Below are 21,645 nucleotides of genomic sequence, written 5' to 3'. Positions count from 1 at the left end.
TCGGTCCCCTCACGGGCCACCCCCCTCCGCCTTATCGCCCTCCGCCTTGCCGCCCTCCGCCTTCTCGCCAAGCGCGCGGCGCAGCCCGACCAGCCGCTCCAGGGCGATCACCAGAGCCAGCGTGCCCAGCACCAGCAGGGCCGCCACCGCCGCCACCAGCGGGTCGCTGCGGCTCTCCACATGGCGGTAGAGCGCGACCGGCAGGGTGGTCAGCCGCGGCCCGGCGACGAACAGCGAGACCACCACCTCGTCGAAGGACACCAGGAAGACCAGGATGGCGGCGGCGGCGAGGCCGGGTGCCACCAGCGGCAGGGTGATGCGCAGCGCCACCGCCGCCGGGCGGGCGCCCAGGCTGGCCGCGGCCTCCTCCACGCCGGGGGGAAGGGCGCGCAGCGCCGTCTCCAGCACCCGCAGCGCGTAGGGCAGGGTGATCAGCAGATGGGCCACGGCCATGCCCGGCCAGCTTCCCACCAGCCCCAGCCGGACGAACAGGACCAGCAGCGCCAGCCCGAGCACGATGGAGGGCAGCAGAAGCGGCAGGGTCAGCAGCACGGCCAGCGCCGCCAGCCGCCCGCGCGCCAGGGCCAGCGCCGCGGGAAAGGCGATCAGCAGGGCCAGCGCGGTCACCGCCGCCGCCAGCAGCAGGCTGTTGCCGAGCGCCGCGATCATCGCGTCGTCCGCCAGCAGGGCGGCGTACCAGCGCAGGCTCCAGCCCGAGGGCGGCCAGGACAGGTCGGCGTCCGCCGACAGCGACATGGGAAAGACCAGCAGGACCGGCGCCAGCAGGAAGGCCGCCAGCGCCGCAACCAGCAGCCCGTGCAGGACCCGCAGGATCGAGCCGGTCACCGCCCCTGTCACTGCGCCCGTCATCGCGCCGCCTCCTCGATCCGCCGGGCGACGGCGCCATAGGCGGCGACCAGCGCGCCGAACAGCAGCAGGGTCAGCAGCGACAGCACCGCCGCCACCGGCCAGTCCAGGGTCACCGCCGCCTGGTCCTGGATCTCGGTCGCGACCAGCGGCACCCGCCCGCCGCCCAGCAGCTTCGGCGTCACGAAGCTGCCGACCGTCAGCACGAAGGTCAGCAGCAGGCCGAGCAGCGCCCCCGGCGCGCTCAGCGGCAGCACGACGTGCCGGAACACCGCGAGGGGCGGCGCGCCCAGGCTGGCGGCGGCCTCCTCGTACTCCGGCAGGACGCGCCCGAAACCGGCCAGAAGCGACAGGATCATGTAGGGCATCAGGATCTCGACCAGCCCGATCACCACCCCGGTCGTGTTGAAGACCAGCGGCGGCGGCTCGATCCCCAGCGGGCGCAGCAGGCCGGGCAGGAATCCCCGGTCGCCCAGGATGAGAATCCAGCCGTAGGTGCGCACCACCGCGGACAGCAGCAGCGGCGCCACGCAGACCACCACCAGCCGGTTGCGCCAGGGCGGCGGGCTGCGGTGGATGAACAGGGCGAGCGGATAGGAGGCGAGCAGGCACAGCGCCGCCACCCCGGCCGCCAGCCCCGCCGTGCGCAGCGCCACCGCGGCGTACCAGCCGTCGCCCAGCACCTTGCCCCAGCTCGCCAGGGTCCAGCCGTCGCCGACCACGCCCCCGGCGGCCCCCTCGCGGAAGGCGTAGCCGGCGAGCGTCAGCATCGGCCACAGGAAGGCCAGCAGGTTGACGGCCAGCGCCGGAAGGACCAGCCCGGCCAGGGACAGGGGGCGGGGAGCGGTCATGGTGGAGCGTCCGCCGGGCCGGTCGCGGCGAAGACCGCCATGTCGGCGGGGTCCCAGGACAGCGCCACGGTTTCCCCCGGCGCCAGGGCCGGCGCCAGGGCCGCCCCCGGCGCCGGAGGGGCGGCCTCCACCGGCCAGTCCACCGTGACGGGCACGCCGCCGACCTCCAGCGACAGGGCGATGCGGTCGCCGAGGAAGGCCGTGCCGCGCAGCACAGCCGGAAGGCCGCCCGCGCATCCGGCCGCTCCGACACGGATGCGGTGCGGGCGGACGAACAGGGCGACCGGCCCGGCGGGACCGTCCGATGCCACCGGCAGCAGGGTTCCGCCGACGCGCAGCGCGCCGCCGGCCAGCCGTTCCGCCGGGATGCGGTTGGTCCGCCCGACGAAGCCGGCAACGAAACCGCTGGCCGGACGGTCGTGGACCTCCCGCGGGGTGCCGACCTGCTCCAGCCGGCCGTCGCGCAGCACGGCGATGCGGTCGCAGACGGCCAGCGCCTCCCCCTGGTCGTGGGTGACGAACAGGGCGGTGATGCCGAGCCGCCGCTGGAGCGCCCGGATCTCGGCCAGAAGCTCCGCCCGCAGCCCGGCGTCCAGGTTGGACAGCGGCTCGTCCAGCAGGAGCAGGGTCGGCCGGATCGCCAGGGCGCGCGCCAGCGCCACGCGCTGCTGCTGGCCGCCGGACAGCGCGCGCGGCTTGCGTCCGCCGAGATGGGACAGCCGCACCATCGCCAGCGCCTCCGCCGTGCGGGCGCGCCGCTCCGCCGCCGGCAGGCCGCGCATGCGCAGGCCGAAGGCCACGTTGTCCGCCACCGTCATGTGCGGGAACAGCGCGTAGTTCTGGAACACCAGGCCGATGCCGCGGGCGTGGGCGGGCAGGGCGGTGATGTCCCGCCCGCCGACCAGCACCCGCCCGCCGCTGGCCGGGGTCAGCCCGGCGATCAGGCGCAGCGCCGTCGTCTTGCCGCAGCCGGACGGGCCGATCAGGCCGAGCAGCTCCCCGCCCGCGACGTCCAACGACAGCGCCTCCAGGGCGGGCGCTGCGGCGCCGTAGCGCTTCGCCAGCCGGTCCAGGGCCAAGGGAACGAGGGTTTGGGGCGCGCTCATCCGCGGGCGATCACGCCGCGGCGCCACGCCTCGTGGATGCGCTCGCGCAGCGGTCCCAACTCCAGCCAGTCCACGGGCAGCCAATCAGCGGTCTGCTCGGGTCGCACGATGCGGTCGCGCGTCGCCTCGGCCACTACCGCCCGGCGGTTCATCGGCGACAGGAACAGCCGGTCGGCGACCGCCCCCTGCGCCTGCGCCCCCAGCGCGTAGTCGATGAACAGCCGCGCCGCCTCGCGCTGCGGCGCGCCCTGGACGAGGTTGATGCTGTGCTTGATCGCCACCGAGCCCTCCGCCGGCACCAGCGAGGCGATGCGGCCCGGCGACTGGCGGGCGTAGAGCTGGGCGCGGCCGTTCCAGCCGAGCCCCAGCGCCGCCGTGCCGTTGACGATGAAGGCGTAGGCGTCGGGCTTCGGATCGAAGGACAGCACGTTGGGGGCGAGGTCGCCGACCAGCGCGATCCCCTTCTCAACGCCCTGCCGGTAGTCGTCCTGCCCGGCCAGCCGGTTGGCGATCAGCACCAGCGCCACGCCGGCCAGGTCCGGCACGCCGGCGAAGGCGATGCGGCGCCGGTTCTCCTCCCGCCACAGGTCGCGCCAGGAGGTCGGGGCGGGGCTCACCCGGTCCGGCGCGTGGAGCAGCACCAGATGGTCGGCGCTGGCCGCCGGCCCGGCGACCCCCGGCAGGAAGGCGCCGGGGTCGAGGTCGGCCAGCGACGGCAGGGAATCGCGGGGGATCGGTTCGAACAGCCCCTCCGCGCTCGCCGCCTTCGCCGAGATCATGTCGAGCAGCACCACGTCGGTCTGCGGCGCGTTGCGCTGGGCGCGCAGGGTGCCCAGCGTCTCCGCCGAGTTGCGCAGCCCGACATACTCCACGGCGATGCCGGGATGGGCGGCCTTGAAGGGCTCGACCACCGCGGCGCGGTAGTTCTCCTGGAACACGCCGCTGAAGGAGGCCAGCGTGACGGTCCGCTCCTGCGCGGCGGCGGAGCGGACGAAGGGGGCGGCCAGCGCCAGCCCGGCAAGACCGCGCGTCACCGCGCGGCGCGTGATGGTCATGATCGGAACCCTCCGGTGGACGTGGATTCGGCGTGGCCGTAGTCGGCCAGGGCGGCGGCGGGGGTGATCCGGCCGTCGGCGAGGTCGCGGGCGACGCGCTCCGTCCGGCGCCGTTCCGGCGGGCCGTAGCCGCCGGCGCCCGGCGTCTCGATGCGCAGGGAGCGCCCGGCGGCCAGCGGGTGGTTGACGATCTTCGGCGGGGCCGCCGTCTCCTCCAGCCGGCCATGGTCCAGAACGACCCGGCTCAGCCCGCCGGGCCGCCCTCCCTCCAGCCCCGCCGGGCCGCGGCGGGCGCCGTCCAGCCGGGCGTGGCAGACCACCCGGTCGTCCAGCGAGCGGATCTGCCGGGCGATGCCCATGCCGCCGCGGAATTCCCCGGCGCCGCCGCTGTCGGGCACCAGCGCGTACTCCTCGACCAGCAGCGGGTATTCGCGCTCCAGCGCCTCCGCCGGCAGGTTGGAGGTGTTGGTGACGTGGACGTGGGTGCCGTCGGTGCCGTCGGCGTCGGGCTGCGCCCCGGCCCCGCCGCCCACCGTCTCGATGTAGACGAAGCGGTGGCCGCCGCGCCGGGCCGGGCCGGAGAAGACGATGGTGGACATCACGTCGTTGCCCGAGGCCACCCGCCGCTCCGGCGGCAGGAAACGGCAGAAGGCGCCGACCACGGCCCCGGCGACCCGCTGCGCCGTGTTGGCCCGCGACCCGACGGCGGCGGGGAAGCGCGGGTTGGTGATGGTGCCCTCCGGCGCGGTGATGCCGATCGCCTCGACCATGCCCTGGTTGGGCATCAGCTCGGGGTCGAGCATCGCCTTGACGGCGTAGTAGACGCTGGCCTCCAGCGCGTTGCGCGGCATGTTGAAGCTGCCGCGCGCCTCGGGGCCGGAGCCGGTGAAATCCACCGTCAGCCGCTCCCCCCGGATGGTCACGGTGGCCCGCACCGGCACCGGGTCGCCGCCGTAGCCGTCGTCGTCCAGCCAGGTGGTGAAGCTGCCCTGGTTGTCGCCGGTCTCGGCGATGCGGCGGCGCAGGCGGCGCGCGGTGTAGGCCAGCAGATCGTCGATCGCCCGCTCCACCGCCGCCATTCCCATCCGCCCGGCCAGCTCGGTCATCAGCGCCGCCCCGCGGTCGTTGGTGGCGATCTGGACCTTGAGGTCGAGCACCCGCTCCTCGAAGTCGCGGGTGTTGTGGGCGATCATCTCCAGCAGGTCGGTGTCGATCTCGCCGCCGCGCCGGATGCGCAGGACCGGCAGGCGGATGCCCTCCTCGAACACGCTGCGCGCGGTGTGGGAGGTCGATCCCGGCACGCTGCCGCCGACGTCGGAATGGTGGCCGCAGTTGGCGGCAAGGAAGCGCACCCGGCCCTCGACGAAGACCGGCGTCACGATGCCGATGTCCGGCGCGTGGGTGCCGCCGGCCAGATAGGCGTCGTTGCCGATGAAGGCGTCGCCGGGCCGCATCGCCTCCAGCGGGTAGCGCGCCAGCACTGCCCGCACGCCGCCGGCCAGCGAGCCGAGATGCAGCGGGACGTGCGACGCCTGGGCGATCAGCCGCCCGGCGGCGTCGAACATCGCCACCGAGCAGTCCTTGCGCTCCTTGATGTTGGTGGAGAAGGAGGAGCGGATCAGCGTGTGTCCCATCTCCTCCACGATGGACAGCAGCCGGTTGGAGAAGACCTCCATGGCGATGGGGTCCGGGGCGATGGGGTCGGGGGCGATGTGTGTGGGGGAGGCTGAATCGGGCATGGCGGTCCGGGGTCAGACGGCGGCGGGAATGGCGATGACGAGGGTGCCCAGCGGATCGACCCGCAGGCTCTGGCCCGGCAGCACCAGGGTGGTGGCGCTCATCTCCTCCACGACGCAGGGGCCGGCCAGGGAGAAGCCGGCGGGCAGGCTGGCGCGGTCGTAGACCGGCGTGTCGACCCAGCCCGCCGCCGGGCCGGCATAGACCGGGCGGCGGGCGCGCGGGGCGGGGACGGCGGTGCCGGAGGGCGGCGGCGACAGGGCGCTCTTCTCCACCCGACCGACCGCCTGGAGGCGCAGGTTCACCGCCTCCACCGCCCGTCCGGCCACATCGTAGCCATGGGTGCGCCGGTGGACGGCGCGGAAGCGCTCCGCGAAGCCCTCCGGTCCGAGCGAGTCCAGATCGTCGGCGGGCACCGGGATCTCGAAGTTCTGCCCCTCGTAGCGGGCCTCGACGCTGCGATGGAAGGCGCGGTCGGCGGGCGCGATCCCCTCGCGGTCGAGCCAGCCGGACGCCTCCTCCCGCAGCTCCGCGAACAGCGCGTTCAGGGTGGGCCAGGAGGAAGCGTCGACCCGTTCCATGGCGCTGCGCACGAAATCCATGCCGATGTCCGACAGCAGGATGCCACGGGCGCACAGCGTGCCCGGCTCCGGCGGGACCAGCACGGTGCGGATGCCGCAGTCGGCGGCCAGCTCCGCCGCGTGCAGCGGGCCGGCGCCGCCGTAGGCGAACAGGGCGAAGCGGCGGGCGTCGTGCCCGCGCTCGGTGGAGATGGAGCGGATGGCCCGCCCCATGGCGGCGTTGGCGATGCGCAGGATGCCGTGCGCCGCCTCCTCCGGCGTCAGACCCAGCGGCTCGGCGACGCGGCGGCGGATGGCGGCGCGGGCGGCCTCGGCGTCCACCGCCAGCCGCCCGCCGAGCAGAGCGGCGGGGTCGAGCCGCCCCAGGCAGAGGTTGGCGTCGGTGATGGTCGGCTCCGTGCCGCCGCGGCCGTAGGCGGCGGGACCGGGAGCGGCCCCGGCGCTGTCCGGGCCGACCTTCAGCGCGCCGGCCGCGTCGATGCGCGCGATGCTGCCGCCGCCGGCCCCGATGACGTGGATGTCCACCATCGGCGTCTTCACCGGATAGCCGGCGACCAGCCGCTCGGAGGTGAACAGGGGCCGCCCCCCGTCGATCAGCGAGACGTCGGTGGAGGTGCCGCCCACGTCGAAGGTGACGAGGTCGGGGAAACCGGCCAGCCGCCCGATCTCCGCGCTGCCGATCACCCCGGCGGCGGGACCGGACAGGCAGGTGCGCACGGGGCGCTCGCGCACCGCGGCGGGGGACATCAGCCCGCCGTTGGAATGGACGGTCTGCGGCTCCGCCGCGATGCCCAGCCGCCGCGCCGACGCGAGGAAGCGGTCGAGATAGCCGCCCATGCGCGGCCCCACCGCCGCGTTCAGCACGGTGGTGGACAGCCGCTCGTACTCCCGGAATTCCGGAAGCACGTCGTACGACAGGCTGACATAGACGCCGGGCAGCGCCCGCTCCAGGATCGCCCGCGCCCGCCGCTCGTGGTCGGGGAAGCGGTAGCTGTGCAGGAAGCAGACGGCCACCGCCTCCACCCCCGCCGCGGCGAAACGGCGGGCGGCCTCCTCCACCCCCGCCTCGTCCAGCGGGACGATCACCGCGCCGTCGGCGCCGACCCGCTCCGCCACCTCGATGCGGTCGGCGCGCGGCACCAGCGGCGGCGGACGGGTGACCCGGTGGTCGTAGAGGTGCGGGCGGGTCTGCCGCCCGATCTCCAGCGCGTCGCGGAAGCCGCGGGTGGTCAGCAGCCCGGTGCGGGCGCCCTTGCGCTCGATGATCAGGTTGGTGGCGACCGTCGTGCCGTGGCCGAGCCGGACAACCCCCACCGCGTCGGCCCCGTGCGGGGCGAGCAGCCGTGACAGCCCCTCCTCGATGGCGAGCGAGGGATCGTGGGGGGTCGAGGGCAGCTTGAAGCTGTGGACGCGGCGCGTCGCCCGGTCCTGGAGCACGAAGTCGGTGAAGGTTCCGCCAACGTCGAAGCCGATATCGAAGCCGGGCCGGCTGTCGGTCGGGGCGGTCTCGGCGGGTCGGGAGGAGGGCATTTTTGAATTTGCACAGCGAATTTGATATCTGCTTCATAGCGTGGGCGCCGAAAAAATATCTGTCAAGTAGGGAATCGAATTTAAAATCACAAAACCCGTTGACAGGGGTGGGGTGCGGATTCGAGGATTTGAAATCCTTATTCATTGAGCGAATAGAAAGGCGGCCCGGCATGGCGCAGGAGCGCGGGACCGGTCAGGCGATCGGGGTGGAAACGGACAAGAGGCGGCTCGCCGAGCTGACGGCGGAGGAGGCGCGGACGGTCTTCGCGCGCCGGCCGGTCGTGCTGCTGCCGCTGGGCAGCCACGAGGACCAGGGACCGCACGCCCCGATGGGCGACCATCTGGCCGCCGGCGCCATCGCCGACCGCGTGGCGGCGCGGGCGACGGCGCGCGGGGTGGAGACCTACGTGGCGCCGACGCTGCCGTTCGGCGGCGGCAACTTCTTCGCCACCACGGTGGGCGGCATCGCCTTGTCCCAGACGACGATGCGGGCGGTGCTGGAGGACATCTTCGCCAGCCTCGTGGACCAGGGGATCGACCGGCTGATCGTCCTGAACGGCCATGGCGGCAACGTGGAGCCGGTCAACGACGTGACCCGGACCCTCTACCGCCGCCGCAAGGTGCTGGTGCCCAGCCTGTATCTCTGGCGCATCGGCTACGCCCTGCTGCCGGAGATCCTGGGACCGGAGACGGCGAAGCGCGCCAGCGGGCATGGGGCGGACCCGCTGACCAGCGTCTACTGGCATCTCTTCCCGGACCTTGTCCGGCCGGACCTCGTGCCCGAGCCGATCGCTCCCGGCCGGGTTCTCGATCTGCCGATGGCCGGTTTCGGCACCGTGTCCTTCGAGGGGGCGGAGGTGTCGGTTCCCGTCGCCGTGGACGAGATCTCGCCGAACGCCGTGCTGCACGGCGATGCCCGGCTGAGTTCGCCGGAGACCGGGGCCGCCCTGATGGATCGGCTGGTGGAGCGGGTGACCCGCTTCACGGAGCATTTCGCCGCGCGGGTGCCCTGACGCCCCCTATTTGTTGGTCATCAGGCCGGCGCTGCCGAAACCGCCGTCCACGTTCAGGACATGGCCGTGCACATAGCGGCTCTCGTCGGAGCACAGGAAGACGGCCGCCGCGCCGATGTCCTCCGGATGGCCGTAACGCCCCATGGGGATCAGCCGGCTGTAGGCGGCGCGGGTCTCGGCGTCGTGGGCGTGGCGGACCATCTCCGTCTCGATCGGGCCGGGGGCGATGGCGTTCACGGAGATGCCATGCTCGGCCAGTTCCACCGCCATGACCTTGGTCAGCAGCTCGAGCCCGGCCTTCGACGCCCCATAGGCCGCCCGCCCGCGCCCGCCGCGCTGTCCGGAGGGGGAGGTGACGTTGACGATCCGTCCCCCGCCGTGCCCGGCCATCACGCGGGCGGCGGCCTGGGCCACCAGGAAGGCGCCGGTCAGGTTCACCGCGATGGTGCGGTTCCAGTCCTCCAGCCGCACATCCAGAAAGGGCGTGCTGCTGCCGATGCCCGCGTTGTTGACGAGGATGTCGAGGCGGCCGTAGCGGTCCGTGACGGCGTGGATGGACGCCGCGACCGACTCCGCGTCGGCCACGTTCAGCGCCAGCGCCAGCCCGTTCCGATGGTCGAGCGTCTCCACCGCCGCGCGGGCGCCGTCCCCGTCGATGTCGGCGACCACCGGCACCGCCCCTTCCGCCGTCAGGGCGCGGGCGATGGCGAGGCCAATGCCCCGCGCCCCGCCGGTGACCAGGGCGATCCTGTCCTTCAGCCTCATGCGCGCTCTCCGGATTGATCCGTTCCGTCCCGCGCCGCGAAGCGCGGAGGATCGAAGGCGGTGACGGGCGGGACCGCGCCGTGCCAGCGCTCGACCTCCACGGCGGCGCTCTGCGCCGCGCAGCCCTGGGAGAGGCCGGAGGCACCGACGTCCGGCGTCACCAGATTGGGATTCCCGTGCTTGTCCGCGCTGCCGTCGCGGCCGGGGTCGAGCGGGTCGTACCAGGCGCCGGTGGCGATCTGAACCACCCCGGCCCGGATGCCCCAGCTGAGGACGGCGCCCGCCAGGAAGGCGCCCCGCCCGTTGAACACCCGCACCACGTCGCCGTCGGCGATGCCGCGGGCGGCGGCGTCCCGCGGGTTGATGAGGATCGGCTCCCGCCCGGCGATCTTCGAGGCCCGGCTGACCGTTCCGTGGTCGTACTGGCTGTGCAGCCGGGTCCGCGGCTGGTTCGACAGCAGATGCAGGGGATGCGCCGCCGACGGGCGCAGGTCGGCCGGCGGGTCCAGCCAGACCGGGTGGCCGGGGCAGTCGGGAATCCCGAACCCCGCGATGGTGGCGCTGGCGATCTCGATCCGTCCCGACGGGGTGGACAGCGGAGAGCGCTCCGGGTCCGCGCGGAAGGCCTTCAGGAACACCTTCTCCGGTGCGGGCGGGATTTCGAACAGCCCGTCCTCCCAGAAACGGTCGAAGGGCGGCAGTTCCACCCCGGCCCGTTCGGCGCGCCCGCGGGACTCCTCGTAGAGGTGGCGCAGCCAGTCCTCCACGCTGCGCTTGTCCGTGTAGGCGTCCTCCACACCCAGCCGTTCGGCCAGGGCGGAGAAGATGGCGTAATCGTCGCGCGCCTCGCCGACCGGCGGAACCGCGCGCTTCATGGCGATCAGGAAGCGGTCGCCCGCCGAGCCGCCGATGTCGTCCCGCTCCAGCGGTGTGGTGGCGGGAAGCACGATGTCGGCGAACTTCGCCTGGGCGGTCCAGAAAGGGTCCTGCACCACGACCGTCTCGGGGCGGCGCCACGCCCGGATCAGGCGGTTGAGGTCCTGGTGGTGGTGGAAGGCGTTGCCGCCCGCCCAATAGACCAGCCGGATGTCGGGATAGTCCACCCACCGCCCGTCGTAGGCGCAGCCGCCGCCGGGATTCAGCAGCAGGTCGGCGATGCGCGCCACCGGGATGAAGGCGGACACCGGATTCGTTCCCTGCGGCAGCCGCGGCCCGGAAAAGACGCGCCGGTCCGATCCGTGGCCGTTCAGGGTGCCGTAGCCGACGCCGAGCCCGCCGCCCGGCGTGCCGATCTGGCCGAGCAGGGCCGCCAGCGCCACCGCCGCCCAGAAAGGCTGCTCGCCATGGACGGCCCGCTGCAGCGACCAGGCGACGTTCACCGTCGTGCGGTGCCACGCCATGCGGCGCGCCAGATCCCGGATGGACCCGGCCGGAAGGCCGGTGATCGCCGCGGCCCATCCGGCGTCCTTCGGCTGGCCGTCCGCTTCCCCCAGCAGGTAGCGGCGGAAGGGCTCGAAGCCCACCGTGCAGCGGTCGAGGAAGTCCGGGTCGTGCAGCCCCTCCGTCACCAGCGTGTGGCTCAGCGCCAGCATCAGCGCCGCGTCGGTGCCCGGCCGGATGGCCAGCCATTCCGCCTCCGGCACGTCCTCCAGATCCTGGCGGACCGGGCTGACGTTGACGAAGCGCACCCCCGCGGCGCGCAGGCGGCGCAGCGCCGGCCGCAGGATGTGGTCGCTCGCCCCTCCGGAGCCGACCTGCGCGTTCTTCGCCGGCAGGCCGCCGAAGGCGACGAACAGCTCGCCGTGCCGTTCCAGGCTGCTCCAGGCCGTCTGGGCGGGCAGCAGGTCGTCGATGGTGCCCAGGATGTGCGGCAGCAGCACGCGCGCCGCCCCCAGGGAATAGCTGTCGCGGTGGGTGACGCAGCCCCCCACCGTGTTCATGAAGCGGTGGATATGGCTCTGCGCGTGGTGGAACCGGCCGGCGCTGCCCCAGCCGTAGGAGCCGCCGTAGATCGCCGTGTTGCCGTGGATGCGGCGGACCCGCTCCAACTCCCCGGCCACGAGGTCGAGCGCCTCGTCCCACGGCACCTCGACGAAGGGTTCCCGTCCGCGCCCCTCTCGTGAATCCGGGCGTGAATCCGGGCTGGCGCGCAGCCAGCCGGCGCGCACCGCCGGGCGGCGGATGCGGCTGGAGGCGGTGATTCCCTCCACCATGGAGCGGCCGATCGGCGACGGATCGGTGTCCCATGGCGCGGGGTCGAGCGCGGTGAGCCGGCCGCGCTCGACGCGCGGCCGGTAGACGCCCCAATGGGTGGCGGTGAGCATTGTTGCCTTCGCGTTCGGGGGGCGCGTCAGTTCGTCGGGCTCTTGTCGAACCAGGCGTTCTTCAGAGAGCCGTAGACCTGGTCGGCGGTGGTCACCACGTCCTTCAGGCTGGCGGCGTGGACCGTGAAGAAGCGCAGCTCGGCCAGAGGGATCGACGGCAGGTCGGTCTGCACGATCTGCTGGAACTCCTTGAAGGTGGCGATGCGGTCCTGCTGGTCGGCCTGCACCTTCGCCCGCGCGATCAGCGCGTCCAGCGCCGGGTTGCGGTAGCCGCTGCCGTTGGTCCAGGGCGTGCCCTTGCCGATCCATTCCGACGCGTAGGCGCGCGTCACGCCGACCTGGGGGTCGGAGAAGGCGGCCAGCCAGACGCCGTTGATGTCGAAATCGCGGTCGCCGTAGATGCGCTTCAGATAGGCGGCGGTGTCCTGGCTGCGGATGGTCACCTCGATGCCGACGCGCTTCAGCGCCTGCTTGATGTATTCGCCGGTGCGCTTGTAATCGTCGCCGTAGGGCAGGAAATCCTCATGCAGCGCAAAGCGCACGCCGTCGGCGCCGCGCTTGAAGCCGGCGTCGTCGAGCAGGGCCTCGGCCTTCTTCGGGTCGAAGTCGTACTGCGGGACGGTGGCGTCGTGGAAGGCGGCCAGGGTCGAGGGCACCGGACTGATGGCGGGCTTGGCGAAGCCGTACCAGACGATGGTGGCGATCGCCTTGCGGTCGATGGCGTGGGCGATGGCCCGGCGCACCCGCAGGTCCTTGAGATACGCGTTGTCCAGGTTCAGGTCGAGGAACATCCAGGGCGACAGCCATTCGTAGCCGCGCGTCTCGATCTTCAGATTGGGCAGCTTGCCGAGCCGTTCGGCGTCCCGGAGGGGAACCGGGCTGAAGACGGCGTACTGGACGTCGCCCTTCTCCAGGGCGGCGGCGCGGGCGGTGGCGTCCGGGATGACCTTGAAGACGATGCGGTCCAGATAGGGTTTCCCGGCGTCCCAGTAATTCGGGTTGCGCTCCAGGATGATGTGGTCGCCCCGGACCCATTCCTTGAAGACGAAGGCGCCGGTGCCGACGGGTTTCAGGTTGTGCGGGTTGTTGACGATGTCGGTGCCTTCGTAGAGATGCCGGGGCAGCACCTGGGCGCCGTTGGCGTTGACCGCGCTGAGGATGGCGAGCGAGGGTTCGCTGAGGCGCAGGATCACCGTGTGGTCGTCCGGCGTGTCCACCTGGGTGACGCGGCCGAAGATGGCCTGATTGCGCGGGTGGATGGTCTTCCAGACATTCTCCAGCGTCCACTTCACGTCGGCGGCGGTGAAGGGATGGCCGTCGTGCCACGTCACGCCCTTGCGCAGGAAGAAGGTGATCGACAGGCCATCCGGCGCCACCTCCCAGCGTTCGGCCAGCGACGGCTTCGGGTTCAGGTCGAGGTCGTAATCGACCAGACCGTCGAAGATGTTGCCGGCGAGCACGCTGTTGGGCAGCGCGAAGTTGATGGCGGCGGACAAGGCCACCGGTTCCGGCTGAACAACGGCGGTCAGCGTGCCGCCGCGTTGCGGGGTGGCGGTCTGAGCGTCGGCCTGTGACGCGCCGCCCAGCAGCGCCAGCAGACCGGCGGCGATCAGCGCGCGGGCGCCCCGCGCACGGGGAAGCGAGGGGGCGGAGGGGGTGTGAGAGGTCGTCATCCGGGATTCCTGCGATCCGGTGGATCCGGATCGGCGGCGCCGTCCGAATTCACATCATTTTTTGGTCTTAAAACCCTATATATCTAGTATCATAGTGGAGTATTTGGCGGGTCAAGTGTGTATCATCGTATGCAGGCTTTTTTGCAGGCAGGGCTCTTTCCGCGCCGCCCCCGCGCGGGCCAACAAGCGGCGCTTCGACAAGAAACAACACAATGCCGAAGTCAAATATGTGATTTACGGTGCCATAAACCCATAAATTATGTAGACAATGAGCGGCCGACGGGCAATGATGGCTGGGAACCACGGCTTCCGCGGGGTGTCGGCACCCCGGTGACGCCGCCCCGCCATTGCCCTGGAAAGACGTCATGGCCAACCCCCCGACGGCCCGCCCGGCCTCCGCTTCCGCAGCGTCCGACCCTGGAACGGTCTGGGTTCCGCTTCCCGAAGCCATGGGGATCTGTGCCGGGGCGGAGTGTCAGGCTTTCCACGCTCCGGCCGGCGGACTCTGGGCGCAGATGCGCGGCGCTTGGCTGAAGGCCCGCCGCACCGGCTGAGCGCACCGTTCCCGAATCCACGGCCCCCGATCCTTCCGTTCGCCGCACGCAGGCGGGCGTTCCCGAACGCATGCCCGCAAAGGAGACCCTTGTGACCACGACCTCCTCTCCGGCCGACCGGCCGCCGCTGCCGATTCTCGATCTCGCGCGCCTGGACGGCGGCGCCGCCGATCGCACCCTGTTCCTCTCGGACCTGCGCGCGGCCATTCGCCGCTTCGGCGCCTTCTACGTGACCGGACACGGCGTCGATGCGGCCTTCCTCGACGCGGTCTTCGACCTGTCGCGCGCTTTCTTCACGCTGCCGGAGCGCGACAAGCTGTCCATCGAGATGGTCAACTCGCCCCATTTCCGCGGCTACACCCGCGCCGGCTGGGAGCGGACCCGCGGCCGCGCCGACTGGCGCGAGCAGCTGGACGTCGGGTCCGAGCGGGAGGCCCTGCCCTGGGGGCCGGGGTCGCCGCCCTGGGTCCGCCTGCAGGGTCCCAACCAATGGCCGGACGCCCTGCCGGGCCTGCGCCCGGCGGTGCTGCGCCTGCAGGAGGAGCTGACGGCGCTGTCGCGGCGCCTGCTGTCGGCCGTGGCGGTCGCCCTGCGCCTGCCGGAGGACGCCTTTGCGCCGATCCTCACCGACCGGCCGACCCAGCTCATCAAGCTGATCCGCTATCCGGGTCATGACGCCATCGCGCCCGACGATGGCGCATCCGACGACGGAGAGGGGCAGGGCGTCGGGCCGCACAAGGACAGCGGCCTGCTGACCCTGGTTCTCCAGCACCGCCAGAGCGGCTTGCAGGCTGAGACGGACGGGGGCTGGGCCGATGTCCCGCCGGTTCCCGGCACCTTCGTCGTCAACGCCGGCGAACTGCTGGAACTGGCGACCAACGGCTACTTCCGCGCCGCGGTGCATCGGGTGGTGACGCCGCCGGCGGGGGTGGACCGGCTGTCGACCGCCTTCTTCCTGGGGGCCGGGCTGGACGTCCGCGTGCCGGTGCTGCCGCTGCCGGACGATCTGGCCGCCGAGGCGCGGGGGCCGGAGCAGGACCCGCTGAATCCCCTGTTCGCGTCGGTCGGCGAGAACACGTTGAAAAGCCGCCTGCGCTCCCACCCCGACGTGGCGCAGCGCCATTACGCCGATCTCGTCGGCCCCCCGCCTGACCGCCATCCAACCTCCGAATCTCCGAAGAGGGAGCACACCCGATGACCGACCGTTCGCCGCGTTTCGAAACCCTGGCCATCCATGGCGGCGCCTTCCGTGCCGATCCCGTCACCGGGTCCGTCGCGGTGCCGATCCACCAGACGACCTCCTACCAGTTCCAGGACACCGCCCACGCCCAGCGCCTGTTCGCGCTTGAGGAACTGGGCAACATCTACAGCCGCGTCACCAACCCGACGGTCGATGCGCTGGAGCAGCGGCTCGCCGTCCTGGAGGGCGGGGCGGCGGCGGTGGCGGTCGCGTCCGGCCAGGCGGCCTCCTTCTATTCGGTGCTGAATCTGGCGCAGGCCGGCGACAACATCGTCACCTCGACCGACCTCTACGGCGGCACCTGGAACCTGTTCGCCAACACGCTGAAGCAGGTCGGCATCGAGGCGCGCTTCGTCGATCCGGCCGACCCGGAGAATTTCCGCCGCGCCACCGACGACCGCACCCGCGCCTACTACGCCGAGACGCTGCCGAACCCGAAGCTGAACGTCTTCCCGATCCGCGAGGTCGCCGACATCGGCCGGGAACTCGGCGTGCCGCTGATCGTGGACAACACGGCGGCCCCGCTGACCGTGCGGCCCTTCGAGCATGGCGCGGCGGTGACGCTCTATTCGGCGACCAAATACATCGGCGGGCACGGCACCACCATCGGCGGCGTCCTGATCGACGGCGGCACCTTCCCGTGGGAGGCCCACGCCGCCCGCTTCCCGCTGCTGACCCAGCCCGACCCCAGCTATCACGGCGCCATCTGGACGGAGGCGGCCAAGCCGCTCGGCCCCATCGCCTACGCGCTGCGCGCCCGCGTCACCCTGCTGCGCGACATCGGCGCGGCGCTCAGCCCGCAGTCGGCCTTCCAGCTGATCCAGGGGCTGGAGACGCTGCCCCTGCGCATCCGCCAGCACAACGCCAACGCCATCCTCGTGGCGAATTACCTGAAGGCGCACGCGAAGGTGACGTCGGTCATCTTCCCCGGCCTTCAGGAGGGCGAGGCCCGGCGCCGGGCGGACGCCTACCTGAAGGGCGGCTATGGCGGGCTGGTCGGATTCGAGCTGGCCGGCGGTGCGGAGGCGGGACGGCGGTTCATCGACGCGCTGAAGCTGTTCTACCACGTCGCCAACATCGGCGACGCGCGGTCGCTCGCCATCCATCCGGCCACCACCACCCATTCCCAGCTGTCCGCGGACGACCAGCGCGCCAGCGGCGTGACGCCCGGCTACGTCCGCCTGTCCATCGGCATCGAGCATCCGGACGACATCATCGCCGACCTGGAGCAGGCGCTGGCGGAGGCGTGAGGATCGCCGTCCGATAAACCACAGAACGCGCGGATCACGGCCGGCACCGTCCCTTCATCGGGGCGTGCCGGCCGGAATTTTTACAGGCCCACATATTTCTGTATGCATTTTATCACTACTATGTAAGTATACTTATTAACGCATACAGCAAATAACAACAGTAAAATACCCGTTCCGGACCCGCCGCAGACTCTCAGTCCGCATGACCGATCAGCCCCGGAGGTTCCCGATGGCCAACGCGCCCGGCGCTCCCGCCAATCCATCCGCGTCTTCCCTCGAACTCGACGCCCACCTTGAGGCCCACCTTGAGGCCCACCTTGAGGCCCACCTTGAGGCTGACGTCCTCGTTCTGGGCGGCGGTCCCGCCGGCACCTGGGCGGCCATCGCCGCCGCGACCGCCGGCGCCCGCACCGTCCTGGCCGACAAGGGCTTCTGCGGCACGTCCGGCGCCACCGCGGCGTCGGGAACCACGCTGTGGTACGTCGACCCCGACCCGGCCAAGCGGGCGGCGGCCAAGGCGGCGCGCGAGGGGCTCGGCGGCCATCTGGCCGATCACGGCTGGATGGACCGCGTGCTCGACCGCACCCACGCGGCGGTCGGCCAGCTCGCCGACTGGGGCTATCCCTTTCCGCGCGACGCCGACGGGCGGGACCGCCGCGTGTCGGTGCAGGGGCCGGAATACATGCGGCTGATGCGCCGCCGGGTGAAGCAGGCCGGCGTGACCATCCTCGACCATTGCCCGGCGCTGGAGCTGCTGGTCGATGACGGCGGCGCCGTGGCCGGCGCGGCCGGTGTGCGGCGGCAGAAGGGAGGCGGCTGGACCGTCCGAGCGAAGGCGGTGGTCATCGCCACCGGCGGCTGCGCCTTCCTCAGCAAGGCGCTCGGCTGCAACGTGCTGACCGGCGACGGGCTGCTGATGGCGGCGGAGGCCGGGGCCGACCTGTCGGGCATGGAATTCTCCAACGCCTACGCCATCGCCCCGGCCTTCGGGTCGGTGACCAAGACATTGCTTTATCAGTGGGCCAGCTTCACGCGGGCGGACGGCGAGGTCATTCCGGGCGCCGCCTCCAAGGGGGGCCGTTCGGTCATCGCGCGGGTCCTGGCGACCGAGCCGGTCTACGCCCGCCTCGACCGGGCCGAGCCGGAACTGTGGGCGGCGATGCGCCAGGCCCAGCCGAACTTCTTCCTGCCCTTCGACCGTGTCGGCATCGACCCCTTCACCCAGCGCTTCCCGGTGACGCTGCGGCTGGAGGGCACCGTGCGCGGCACCGGCGGCCTGCGGCTGGTGAACGAGCGCTGCGCCACCGCCGTGCCCGGCCTGTTCGCCGCGGGGGACGCCGCGACGCGCGAACCGATCTGCGGCGGCTTCACCGGCGGCGGCAGCCACAACGCCGCCTGGGCGATGTCGAGCGGCCATTGGGCCGGGCAGGGGGCCGCCGACCACGCCCGCGCCCTGGGGAACGGGGCCCGCAACCTGCGGCGGGCCGGCGGTGCCGGGTTGCGCGAGGGGCGGGGCAGGGCGATCGACGCCGCGGCGCTGACCCGCGCCGTGCAGGCCGAGGTCTTCCCCTACCACATCAACTATTTCCGCACGGAGGAGGGGCTGACCGGCGCGCTCGACCGGCTGGACCGGCTGTGGAGCGACGCCGCCGGAGCCGCGCCCTCCCCGGCCGACGGCTCCCTGCGTGTGCGGGAGGCTGCGGCGATGCTGGCGACCGCCCGCTGGATGTACCGCTCGGCGTTGGCGCGCACGGAATCGCGCGGCATGCACCGCCGCCTCGACCACGCCGCCCTCGATCCGGCGCAGCGCCATCTGCTGACGGTCGGGGGGCTGGACGAGGTCCATGTCTCCGCCCGTCCGGCGCCGCTCCATCCAGATCCGTCCGGGGCGAAGCGGGAGTTGGCGGCATGATCGAGCTGATCAGCCCGACCCGCTGCACCGGCTGCAACATCTGCGTCTCCATCTGCCCGATGGACGTGTTCCAGGCGGCGAGCGGGCAAGCCAAGGGGGCCGCCCCCGCCATCGCCCGGCAGTCCGACTGCCAGACCTGCTTCCTGTGCGAAGCCCATTGCCCCGACGACGCCCTCTACGTCGCCCCCGACGCAGAGACGGTGACCGGGATCGCCGAAGAGGCGGTGGCCGCCGCCGGCCTGTTCGGCAGCTACCGCCGCGCCATCGGCTGGAGCACGGGCCATCGCGACAACCGTTCCGCCGACCAGACCTTCCGGCTGCTGGCGCCCCATTGAGCGCCCGGCCGCATCCGACAGGAGTCCTCAGATCATGACCGTGTTCGATCCCTCCGGTATGCGCATGACTCGCCGCCGCCTGCTGGCGGGTGCTGCCGTCTCCGCCACCGCATTCGCCGCCGCGCCGCTGTGGGCCGGCCCCGCGCGCGCCGCGGCGGCCAAGGCGACGCTCGCCTATGGCAGCACCGGCTACACCTGGGCGGTGCCCTTCGTCGCCGAGGCCGCCGGCACCTGGGCCGAGGCCGGCTTCGCGCTGAACACCATGGAGTTCGAGAGCGGGCGCGATTCGATGCAGGCGCTGCTCGCCGGCTCCGCCGATTTCTCCGCCTCGACCGACACGCCGGTGGTGTTCGCGGTGCTGCAGGGGCTGCGCCCGCTGATCCTGGTGAATTACAGCCGCTATTCGCGCGACATGAAGATCGTCGTGCGCAAGGACGCCGGCATCGATCCGGCCAGGCCGGCCAGCCTGAAGGGCCGCCGCATCGCCACCCGCGTCGGCACGTCAGGCCAGTACATGCTGGCGAAGTATCTGGAGTTCGCCGGGCTGGCGCAAAGCGACGTCGAGGTCGTCGACCTCACCCCGAACAACATGACCTCCGCCCTGGTGCGCGGCGACATCGACGGCTTCGCCTGGAGCAGCCAGTCGGCCGTGGTGGCGGAGCGCCAGTCGGGCGGCAAGACCGCGGTGATGACCCAGGACGGGCTGGAGAAATTCTTCCAGAGCCATCAGCTTCTGCTGACCACCGAAAAGGTGGTGAAGGAGAAGCCGGAGCTGGTCGCCGGCGCCATCAAGGCGCTGCAGGCGGCGGAGCGGCGGATTCACGCCGACGGCGGCTGGGCCGACCTGATCGCGCGGCGCATCCACACCCCGCCGAAGGAGATCCTGGAGGCGACGTCCGAATTCACCTTCAAGATCGCCTTCGACGACCGCTTCCTCGACGATCTGGTGGCGGAGGCGGAATGGGCCATCGCCGCCGGCCTCGCCAGGCGTCCGGCCGGCGACCTGCGCGCCCTGTTCCGCGGCCTGATCGTCGACTCGCCGCTGAAGTCGGTGGCGCCCGACCGGGTCACCCTGACATGAGGAGGGGGGACATGAGGAGGGGGGACATGAGGACGGGGGACATGAGCGGGCCGCTGATCGATTTCGATCGCGTGTCGCAGATCTACGCGGCCCGCGACGGGTCGCCGGTCTGGGCGCTGCGCGACGTGTCGCTGACGGTGGAGGCCGGGGAGTTCGTCTGCCTGATCGGCCCCTCCGGCTGCGGCAAGTCCACGCTGATCCACCTGCTCGCCGGCTTCCTGACGCCGACCTCGGGGGACGTGCGCTTCCGCGGCCGGCCGCTGGCCGGGCCGGGGCCGGAGCGCGGCGTGGTGTTCCAGGAATACGCCCTGTTCGCCTGGATGACCGCGCGGCAGAACGTCGAGTTCGGCCTGCGCATGCAGCGCGTCTCCGCCCCCATCCGGCGCCGCCGGGCGCTGGAGGCGCTGGACCGGGTCGGACTGCGCCACGCCGCCGACCGCTACCCGCACGAGCTGTCGGGCGGCATGCGCCAGCGCGTCGCCGTCGCCCGCGCCCTGGTGGTCGAGCCGGAGGTGGTGCTGATGGACGAACCCTTCGCCGCCGTCGACGCCATGACCCGCACCACGCTGCAGGAGGACCTGCTGCGGCTGTGGCGGGAGACGGGAGTGTCGGTCCTGTTCGTCACCCACAACATCGACGAGGCGGTCTTCCTCGCCCAGCGGGTGGTGGTGATGGGGGCCGGGCCGGGCGTCATCCGCGAGGATCTGACGGTCGATCTGCCCTACCCGCGCGACCGCGGGTCGGCGGACTTCGGCCGGGAATACGCCCGCATCGCCGCGGCGCTGGCCCGCGGCAGCCGGACGGCCGGCGGGGTCGATGGTGGGACCGATGGCAGGCCCGATGGCGGGACCGATGGCGAACGGAGGGCCGCGTGACCGCGACGACGGAAGGCATGACCGGCACTCGCCACGCCACCCCCCGGCGCCCGGCGGCGGACGCGCCGTCCGACGCCGCCGCCTTCGCCGAGGCGTTCCGCCGCGACCACCGCCGCGGCCGGCGGCGGGCGGCGTGGCTGCGCGCCCTGCTGAACGTGACGGGCATCCTGCTGTTCCTGGCGGTCTGGGAGGCGGTGCCGCGGCTCGGCACCTGGGTCAACCCGGTGCTGCTGCCGCCGCCGTCGGTGGTGTTCGACACGTTTGTCCCGATGCTGCTGTCCGGCGAGATTCCGGCCAACATCCTGGTCAGCCTGCGCCGGGCGGCGCTCGGCTTCGCCATTGCGACGGCGACCGGCGTGACCGCCGGGCTGCTGACCGCGCGCATCGGCCTGCTGCACCATGTCAGCGAGCCGATCCTGCACGGCTTCCGCTCCGTCCCCTCCATCGCGCTGGTGCCGCTGTCGGTGCTGTGGTTCGGCATCGGGGAAGGGTCGAAGGTGGCGCTGGTCGCCTGGGGCAGCTTCTTCCCGATCTGGATCACCACCTTCATCGGCGTGCGCGACGTGCCGGCGGCCTATCTGCGCTCCGCCGCCTGTCTGGGGGCGGGACGGCTGGCGACGCTGCTGCTGGTGGTTCTGCCGGCGGCGCTGCCGATGATCCTGGCGGGCTTGCGGCAGGGCATCGCCGTCTCGCTGATCCTGCTGGTCGCCGCCGAACTGTCGGGCGCGCGGGAGGGCATCGCCTACATGATGTCCACCGGGCACCAGATGTTCCGGGTCGACATCATGCTGATCGGGCTGGTGCTGCTCGGCACCTTCGGCTTCATCGCCGACCGCCTGTTCGTGGCGCTGATCCGCCGCCTGTTCCCCTGGTACACCACCGCCTCCTGAGGCCGA

Annotated in this window: 18 protein-coding genes; 9 read left to right on the top strand and 9 right to left on the bottom strand. The window is 72.3% G+C overall.

Going from position 1 to position 21,645, the window contains the following annotated elements; genetic code table 11:
- Positions 1 to 9: 9 nt before the first annotated feature.
- Genes TSH58p_RS30840 through TSH58p_RS30815 form a run of 6 tightly spaced genes read right to left on the bottom strand, consistent with a single transcriptional unit; the run spans position 10 to position 7,727 of the window.
- Positions 10 to 870 (bottom strand): ABC transporter permease, encoded by an 861-nt coding sequence (locus TSH58p_RS30840; protein ID WP_204165735.1) that lies wholly within the window; start codon positions 868 to 870, stop codon positions 10 to 12.
- Positions 867 to 1,718 (bottom strand): ABC transporter permease, encoded by an 852-nt coding sequence (locus TSH58p_RS30835; protein ID WP_109069303.1) that lies wholly within the window; start codon positions 1,716 to 1,718, stop codon positions 867 to 869. The genes TSH58p_RS30840 and TSH58p_RS30835 overlap by 4 nt, the downstream gene beginning before the upstream one ends.
- Positions 1,715 to 2,824: an ABC transporter ATP-binding protein gene (locus tag TSH58p_RS30830; RefSeq protein ID WP_109069302.1), complete on the bottom strand. Its 1,110-nt coding sequence runs from the start codon at positions 2,822 to 2,824 to the stop codon at positions 1,715 to 1,717. The genes TSH58p_RS30835 and TSH58p_RS30830 overlap by 4 nt, the downstream gene beginning before the upstream one ends.
- Positions 2,821 to 3,879: an extracellular solute-binding protein gene (locus TSH58p_RS30825; protein WP_109069301.1), complete on the bottom strand. Its 1,059-nt coding sequence runs from the start codon at positions 3,877 to 3,879 to the stop codon at positions 2,821 to 2,823. The genes TSH58p_RS30830 and TSH58p_RS30825 overlap by 4 nt, the downstream gene beginning before the upstream one ends.
- Positions 3,876 to 5,618, bottom strand: coding sequence for a hydantoinase B/oxoprolinase family protein (locus tag TSH58p_RS30820; protein WP_109069300.1), 1,743 nt, complete (start codon positions 5,616 to 5,618; stop codon positions 3,876 to 3,878). The genes TSH58p_RS30825 and TSH58p_RS30820 overlap by 4 nt, the downstream gene beginning before the upstream one ends.
- Positions 5,619 to 5,630: 12 nt before the next feature.
- On the bottom strand, positions 5,631 to 7,727 hold the full coding sequence (locus TSH58p_RS30815; RefSeq protein ID WP_109469629.1) for a hydantoinase/oxoprolinase family protein: 2,097 nt from the start codon (positions 7,725 to 7,727) through the stop codon (positions 5,631 to 5,633).
- Between the two features lie 170 nt (positions 7,728 to 7,897).
- Here TSH58p_RS30815 and TSH58p_RS30810 point away from each other — a divergent pair, with 170 nt between their 5' ends.
- Positions 7,898 to 8,740 carry a creatininase family protein gene (locus TSH58p_RS30810; RefSeq protein ID WP_109067960.1) on the top strand — a complete coding sequence of 281 codons (843 nt, stop codon included), beginning with the start codon at positions 7,898 to 7,900 and terminating at the stop codon, positions 8,738 to 8,740.
- Between the two features lie 6 nt (positions 8,741 to 8,746).
- Here the strand turns inward: TSH58p_RS30810 and TSH58p_RS30805 are convergent, their stop codons facing one another.
- Genes TSH58p_RS30805 through TSH58p_RS30795 form a run of 3 tightly spaced genes read right to left on the bottom strand, consistent with a single transcriptional unit; the run spans position 8,747 to position 13,502 of the window.
- Positions 8,747 to 9,505 carry an SDR family NAD(P)-dependent oxidoreductase gene (locus TSH58p_RS30805; protein WP_109067959.1) on the bottom strand — a complete coding sequence of 253 codons (759 nt, stop codon included), beginning with the start codon at positions 9,503 to 9,505 and terminating at the stop codon, positions 8,747 to 8,749.
- On the bottom strand, positions 9,502 to 11,829 hold the full coding sequence (locus TSH58p_RS30800) for a molybdopterin-dependent oxidoreductase (RefSeq protein WP_109067958.1): 2,328 nt from the start codon (positions 11,827 to 11,829) through the stop codon (positions 9,502 to 9,504). Before TSH58p_RS30800 ends, TSH58p_RS30805 begins: the two co-directional genes overlap by 4 nt.
- Before the next feature lie 26 nt (positions 11,830 to 11,855).
- A complete protein-coding gene (locus TSH58p_RS30795; protein WP_109067957.1) occupies positions 11,856 to 13,502 on the bottom strand; it encodes an ABC transporter substrate-binding protein in 1,647 nt (548 codons plus the stop codon).
- A 365-nt stretch (positions 13,503 to 13,867) separates the two neighbouring features.
- On the opposite strand from TSH58p_RS30795, the gene TSH58p_RS33460 reads away from it, so the two are divergent.
- From TSH58p_RS33460 to TSH58p_RS30760, 8 genes are all read left to right on the top strand, one after another.
- Positions 13,868 to 14,056: a hypothetical protein gene (locus TSH58p_RS33460; protein ID WP_146205809.1), complete on the top strand. Its 189-nt coding sequence runs from the start codon at positions 13,868 to 13,870 to the stop codon at positions 14,054 to 14,056.
- 70 nt (positions 14,057 to 14,126) lie between these two features.
- The gene (locus TSH58p_RS30790; RefSeq protein WP_109469628.1) at positions 14,127 to 15,254 is read left to right on the top strand and encodes an isopenicillin N synthase family oxygenase; all 1,128 of its coding nucleotides are present in this window, start codon (positions 14,127 to 14,129) and stop codon (positions 15,252 to 15,254) included.
- Entirely contained in the window at positions 15,251 to 16,546 is a 1,296-nt protein-coding gene (locus TSH58p_RS30785; protein WP_109067955.1) for an O-acetylhomoserine aminocarboxypropyltransferase/cysteine synthase family protein, read from the top strand. Before TSH58p_RS30790 ends, TSH58p_RS30785 begins: the two co-directional genes overlap by 4 nt.
- Positions 16,547 to 16,775: 229 nt before the next feature.
- Complete coding sequence (locus TSH58p_RS30780) at positions 16,776 to 18,458, top strand: FAD-binding protein (protein WP_109067954.1); 1,683 nt, start codon at positions 16,776 to 16,778, stop codon at positions 18,456 to 18,458.
- On the top strand, positions 18,455 to 18,793 hold the full coding sequence (locus TSH58p_RS30775; protein WP_109067953.1) for a ferredoxin family protein: 339 nt from the start codon (positions 18,455 to 18,457) through the stop codon (positions 18,791 to 18,793). The genes TSH58p_RS30780 and TSH58p_RS30775 overlap by 4 nt, the downstream gene beginning before the upstream one ends.
- 34 nt (positions 18,794 to 18,827) lie before the next feature.
- Positions 18,828 to 19,874 (top strand): ABC transporter substrate-binding protein, encoded by a 1,047-nt coding sequence (locus TSH58p_RS30770; protein ID WP_199230011.1) that lies wholly within the window; start codon positions 18,828 to 18,830, stop codon positions 19,872 to 19,874.
- A 26-nt stretch (positions 19,875 to 19,900) separates the two neighbouring features.
- Complete coding sequence (locus TSH58p_RS30765) at positions 19,901 to 20,749, top strand: ABC transporter ATP-binding protein (protein WP_247873810.1); 849 nt, start codon at positions 19,901 to 19,903, stop codon at positions 20,747 to 20,749.
- Entirely contained in the window at positions 20,746 to 21,639 is an 894-nt protein-coding gene (locus TSH58p_RS30760) for an ABC transporter permease (RefSeq protein ID WP_199230010.1), read from the top strand. Before TSH58p_RS30765 ends, TSH58p_RS30760 begins: the two co-directional genes overlap by 4 nt.
- Positions 21,640 to 21,645 lie beyond the last annotated feature (6 nt).

Origin of the sequence: Azospirillum sp. TSH58 (assembly GCF_003119115.1) — a bacterium.
In the GTDB taxonomy this organism is placed as follows: domain Bacteria; phylum Pseudomonadota; class Alphaproteobacteria; order Azospirillales; family Azospirillaceae; genus Azospirillum.
Note: the sequence above shows the minus strand (reverse complement) of the source record. Positions and strands in the feature narration are given on the sequence as shown.

Excerpts from the sequence above, each read along its gene's own strand:
- TSH58p_RS30840 (WP_204165735.1), bottom strand. The coding sequence starts at position 870 with ATGACGGGCGCAGTGACAGGGGCGGTGACCGGCTCGATCCTGCGGGTC.
- TSH58p_RS30835 (WP_109069303.1), bottom strand. The coding sequence starts at position 1,718 with ATGACCGCTCCCCGCCCCCTGTCCCTGGCCGGGCTGGTCCTTCCGGCG.
- TSH58p_RS30830 (WP_109069302.1), bottom strand. The coding sequence starts at position 2,824 with ATGAGCGCGCCCCAAACCCTCGTTCCCTTGGCCCTGGACCGGCTGGCG.
- TSH58p_RS30825 (WP_109069301.1), bottom strand. The coding sequence starts at position 3,879 with ATGACCATCACGCGCCGCGCGGTGACGCGCGGTCTTGCCGGGCTGGCG.
- TSH58p_RS30820 (WP_109069300.1), bottom strand. The coding sequence starts at position 5,618 with ATGCCCGATTCAGCCTCCCCCACACACATCGCCCCCGACCCCATCGCC.
- TSH58p_RS30815 (WP_109469629.1), bottom strand. The coding sequence starts at position 7,727 with ATGCCCTCCTCCCGACCCGCCGAGACCGCCCCGACCGACAGCCGGCCC.
- TSH58p_RS30810 (WP_109067960.1), top strand. The coding sequence starts at position 7,898 with ATGGCGCAGGAGCGCGGGACCGGTCAGGCGATCGGGGTGGAAACGGAC.
- TSH58p_RS30805 (WP_109067959.1), bottom strand. The coding sequence starts at position 9,505 with ATGAGGCTGAAGGACAGGATCGCCCTGGTCACCGGCGGGGCGCGGGGC.
- TSH58p_RS30800 (WP_109067958.1), bottom strand. The coding sequence starts at position 11,829 with ATGCTCACCGCCACCCATTGGGGCGTCTACCGGCCGCGCGTCGAGCGC.
- TSH58p_RS30795 (WP_109067957.1), bottom strand. The coding sequence starts at position 13,502 with ATGACGACCTCTCACACCCCCTCCGCCCCCTCGCTTCCCCGTGCGCGG.
- TSH58p_RS33460 (WP_146205809.1), top strand. The coding sequence starts at position 13,868 with ATGGCCAACCCCCCGACGGCCCGCCCGGCCTCCGCTTCCGCAGCGTCC.
- TSH58p_RS30790 (WP_109469628.1), top strand. The coding sequence starts at position 14,127 with ATGCCCGCAAAGGAGACCCTTGTGACCACGACCTCCTCTCCGGCCGAC.
- TSH58p_RS30785 (WP_109067955.1), top strand. The coding sequence starts at position 15,251 with ATGACCGACCGTTCGCCGCGTTTCGAAACCCTGGCCATCCATGGCGGC.
- TSH58p_RS30780 (WP_109067954.1), top strand. The coding sequence starts at position 16,776 with ATGGCCAACGCGCCCGGCGCTCCCGCCAATCCATCCGCGTCTTCCCTC.
- TSH58p_RS30775 (WP_109067953.1), top strand. The coding sequence starts at position 18,455 with ATGATCGAGCTGATCAGCCCGACCCGCTGCACCGGCTGCAACATCTGC.
- TSH58p_RS30770 (WP_199230011.1), top strand. The coding sequence starts at position 18,828 with ATGACCGTGTTCGATCCCTCCGGTATGCGCATGACTCGCCGCCGCCTG.
- TSH58p_RS30765 (WP_247873810.1), top strand. The coding sequence starts at position 19,901 with ATGAGGACGGGGGACATGAGCGGGCCGCTGATCGATTTCGATCGCGTG.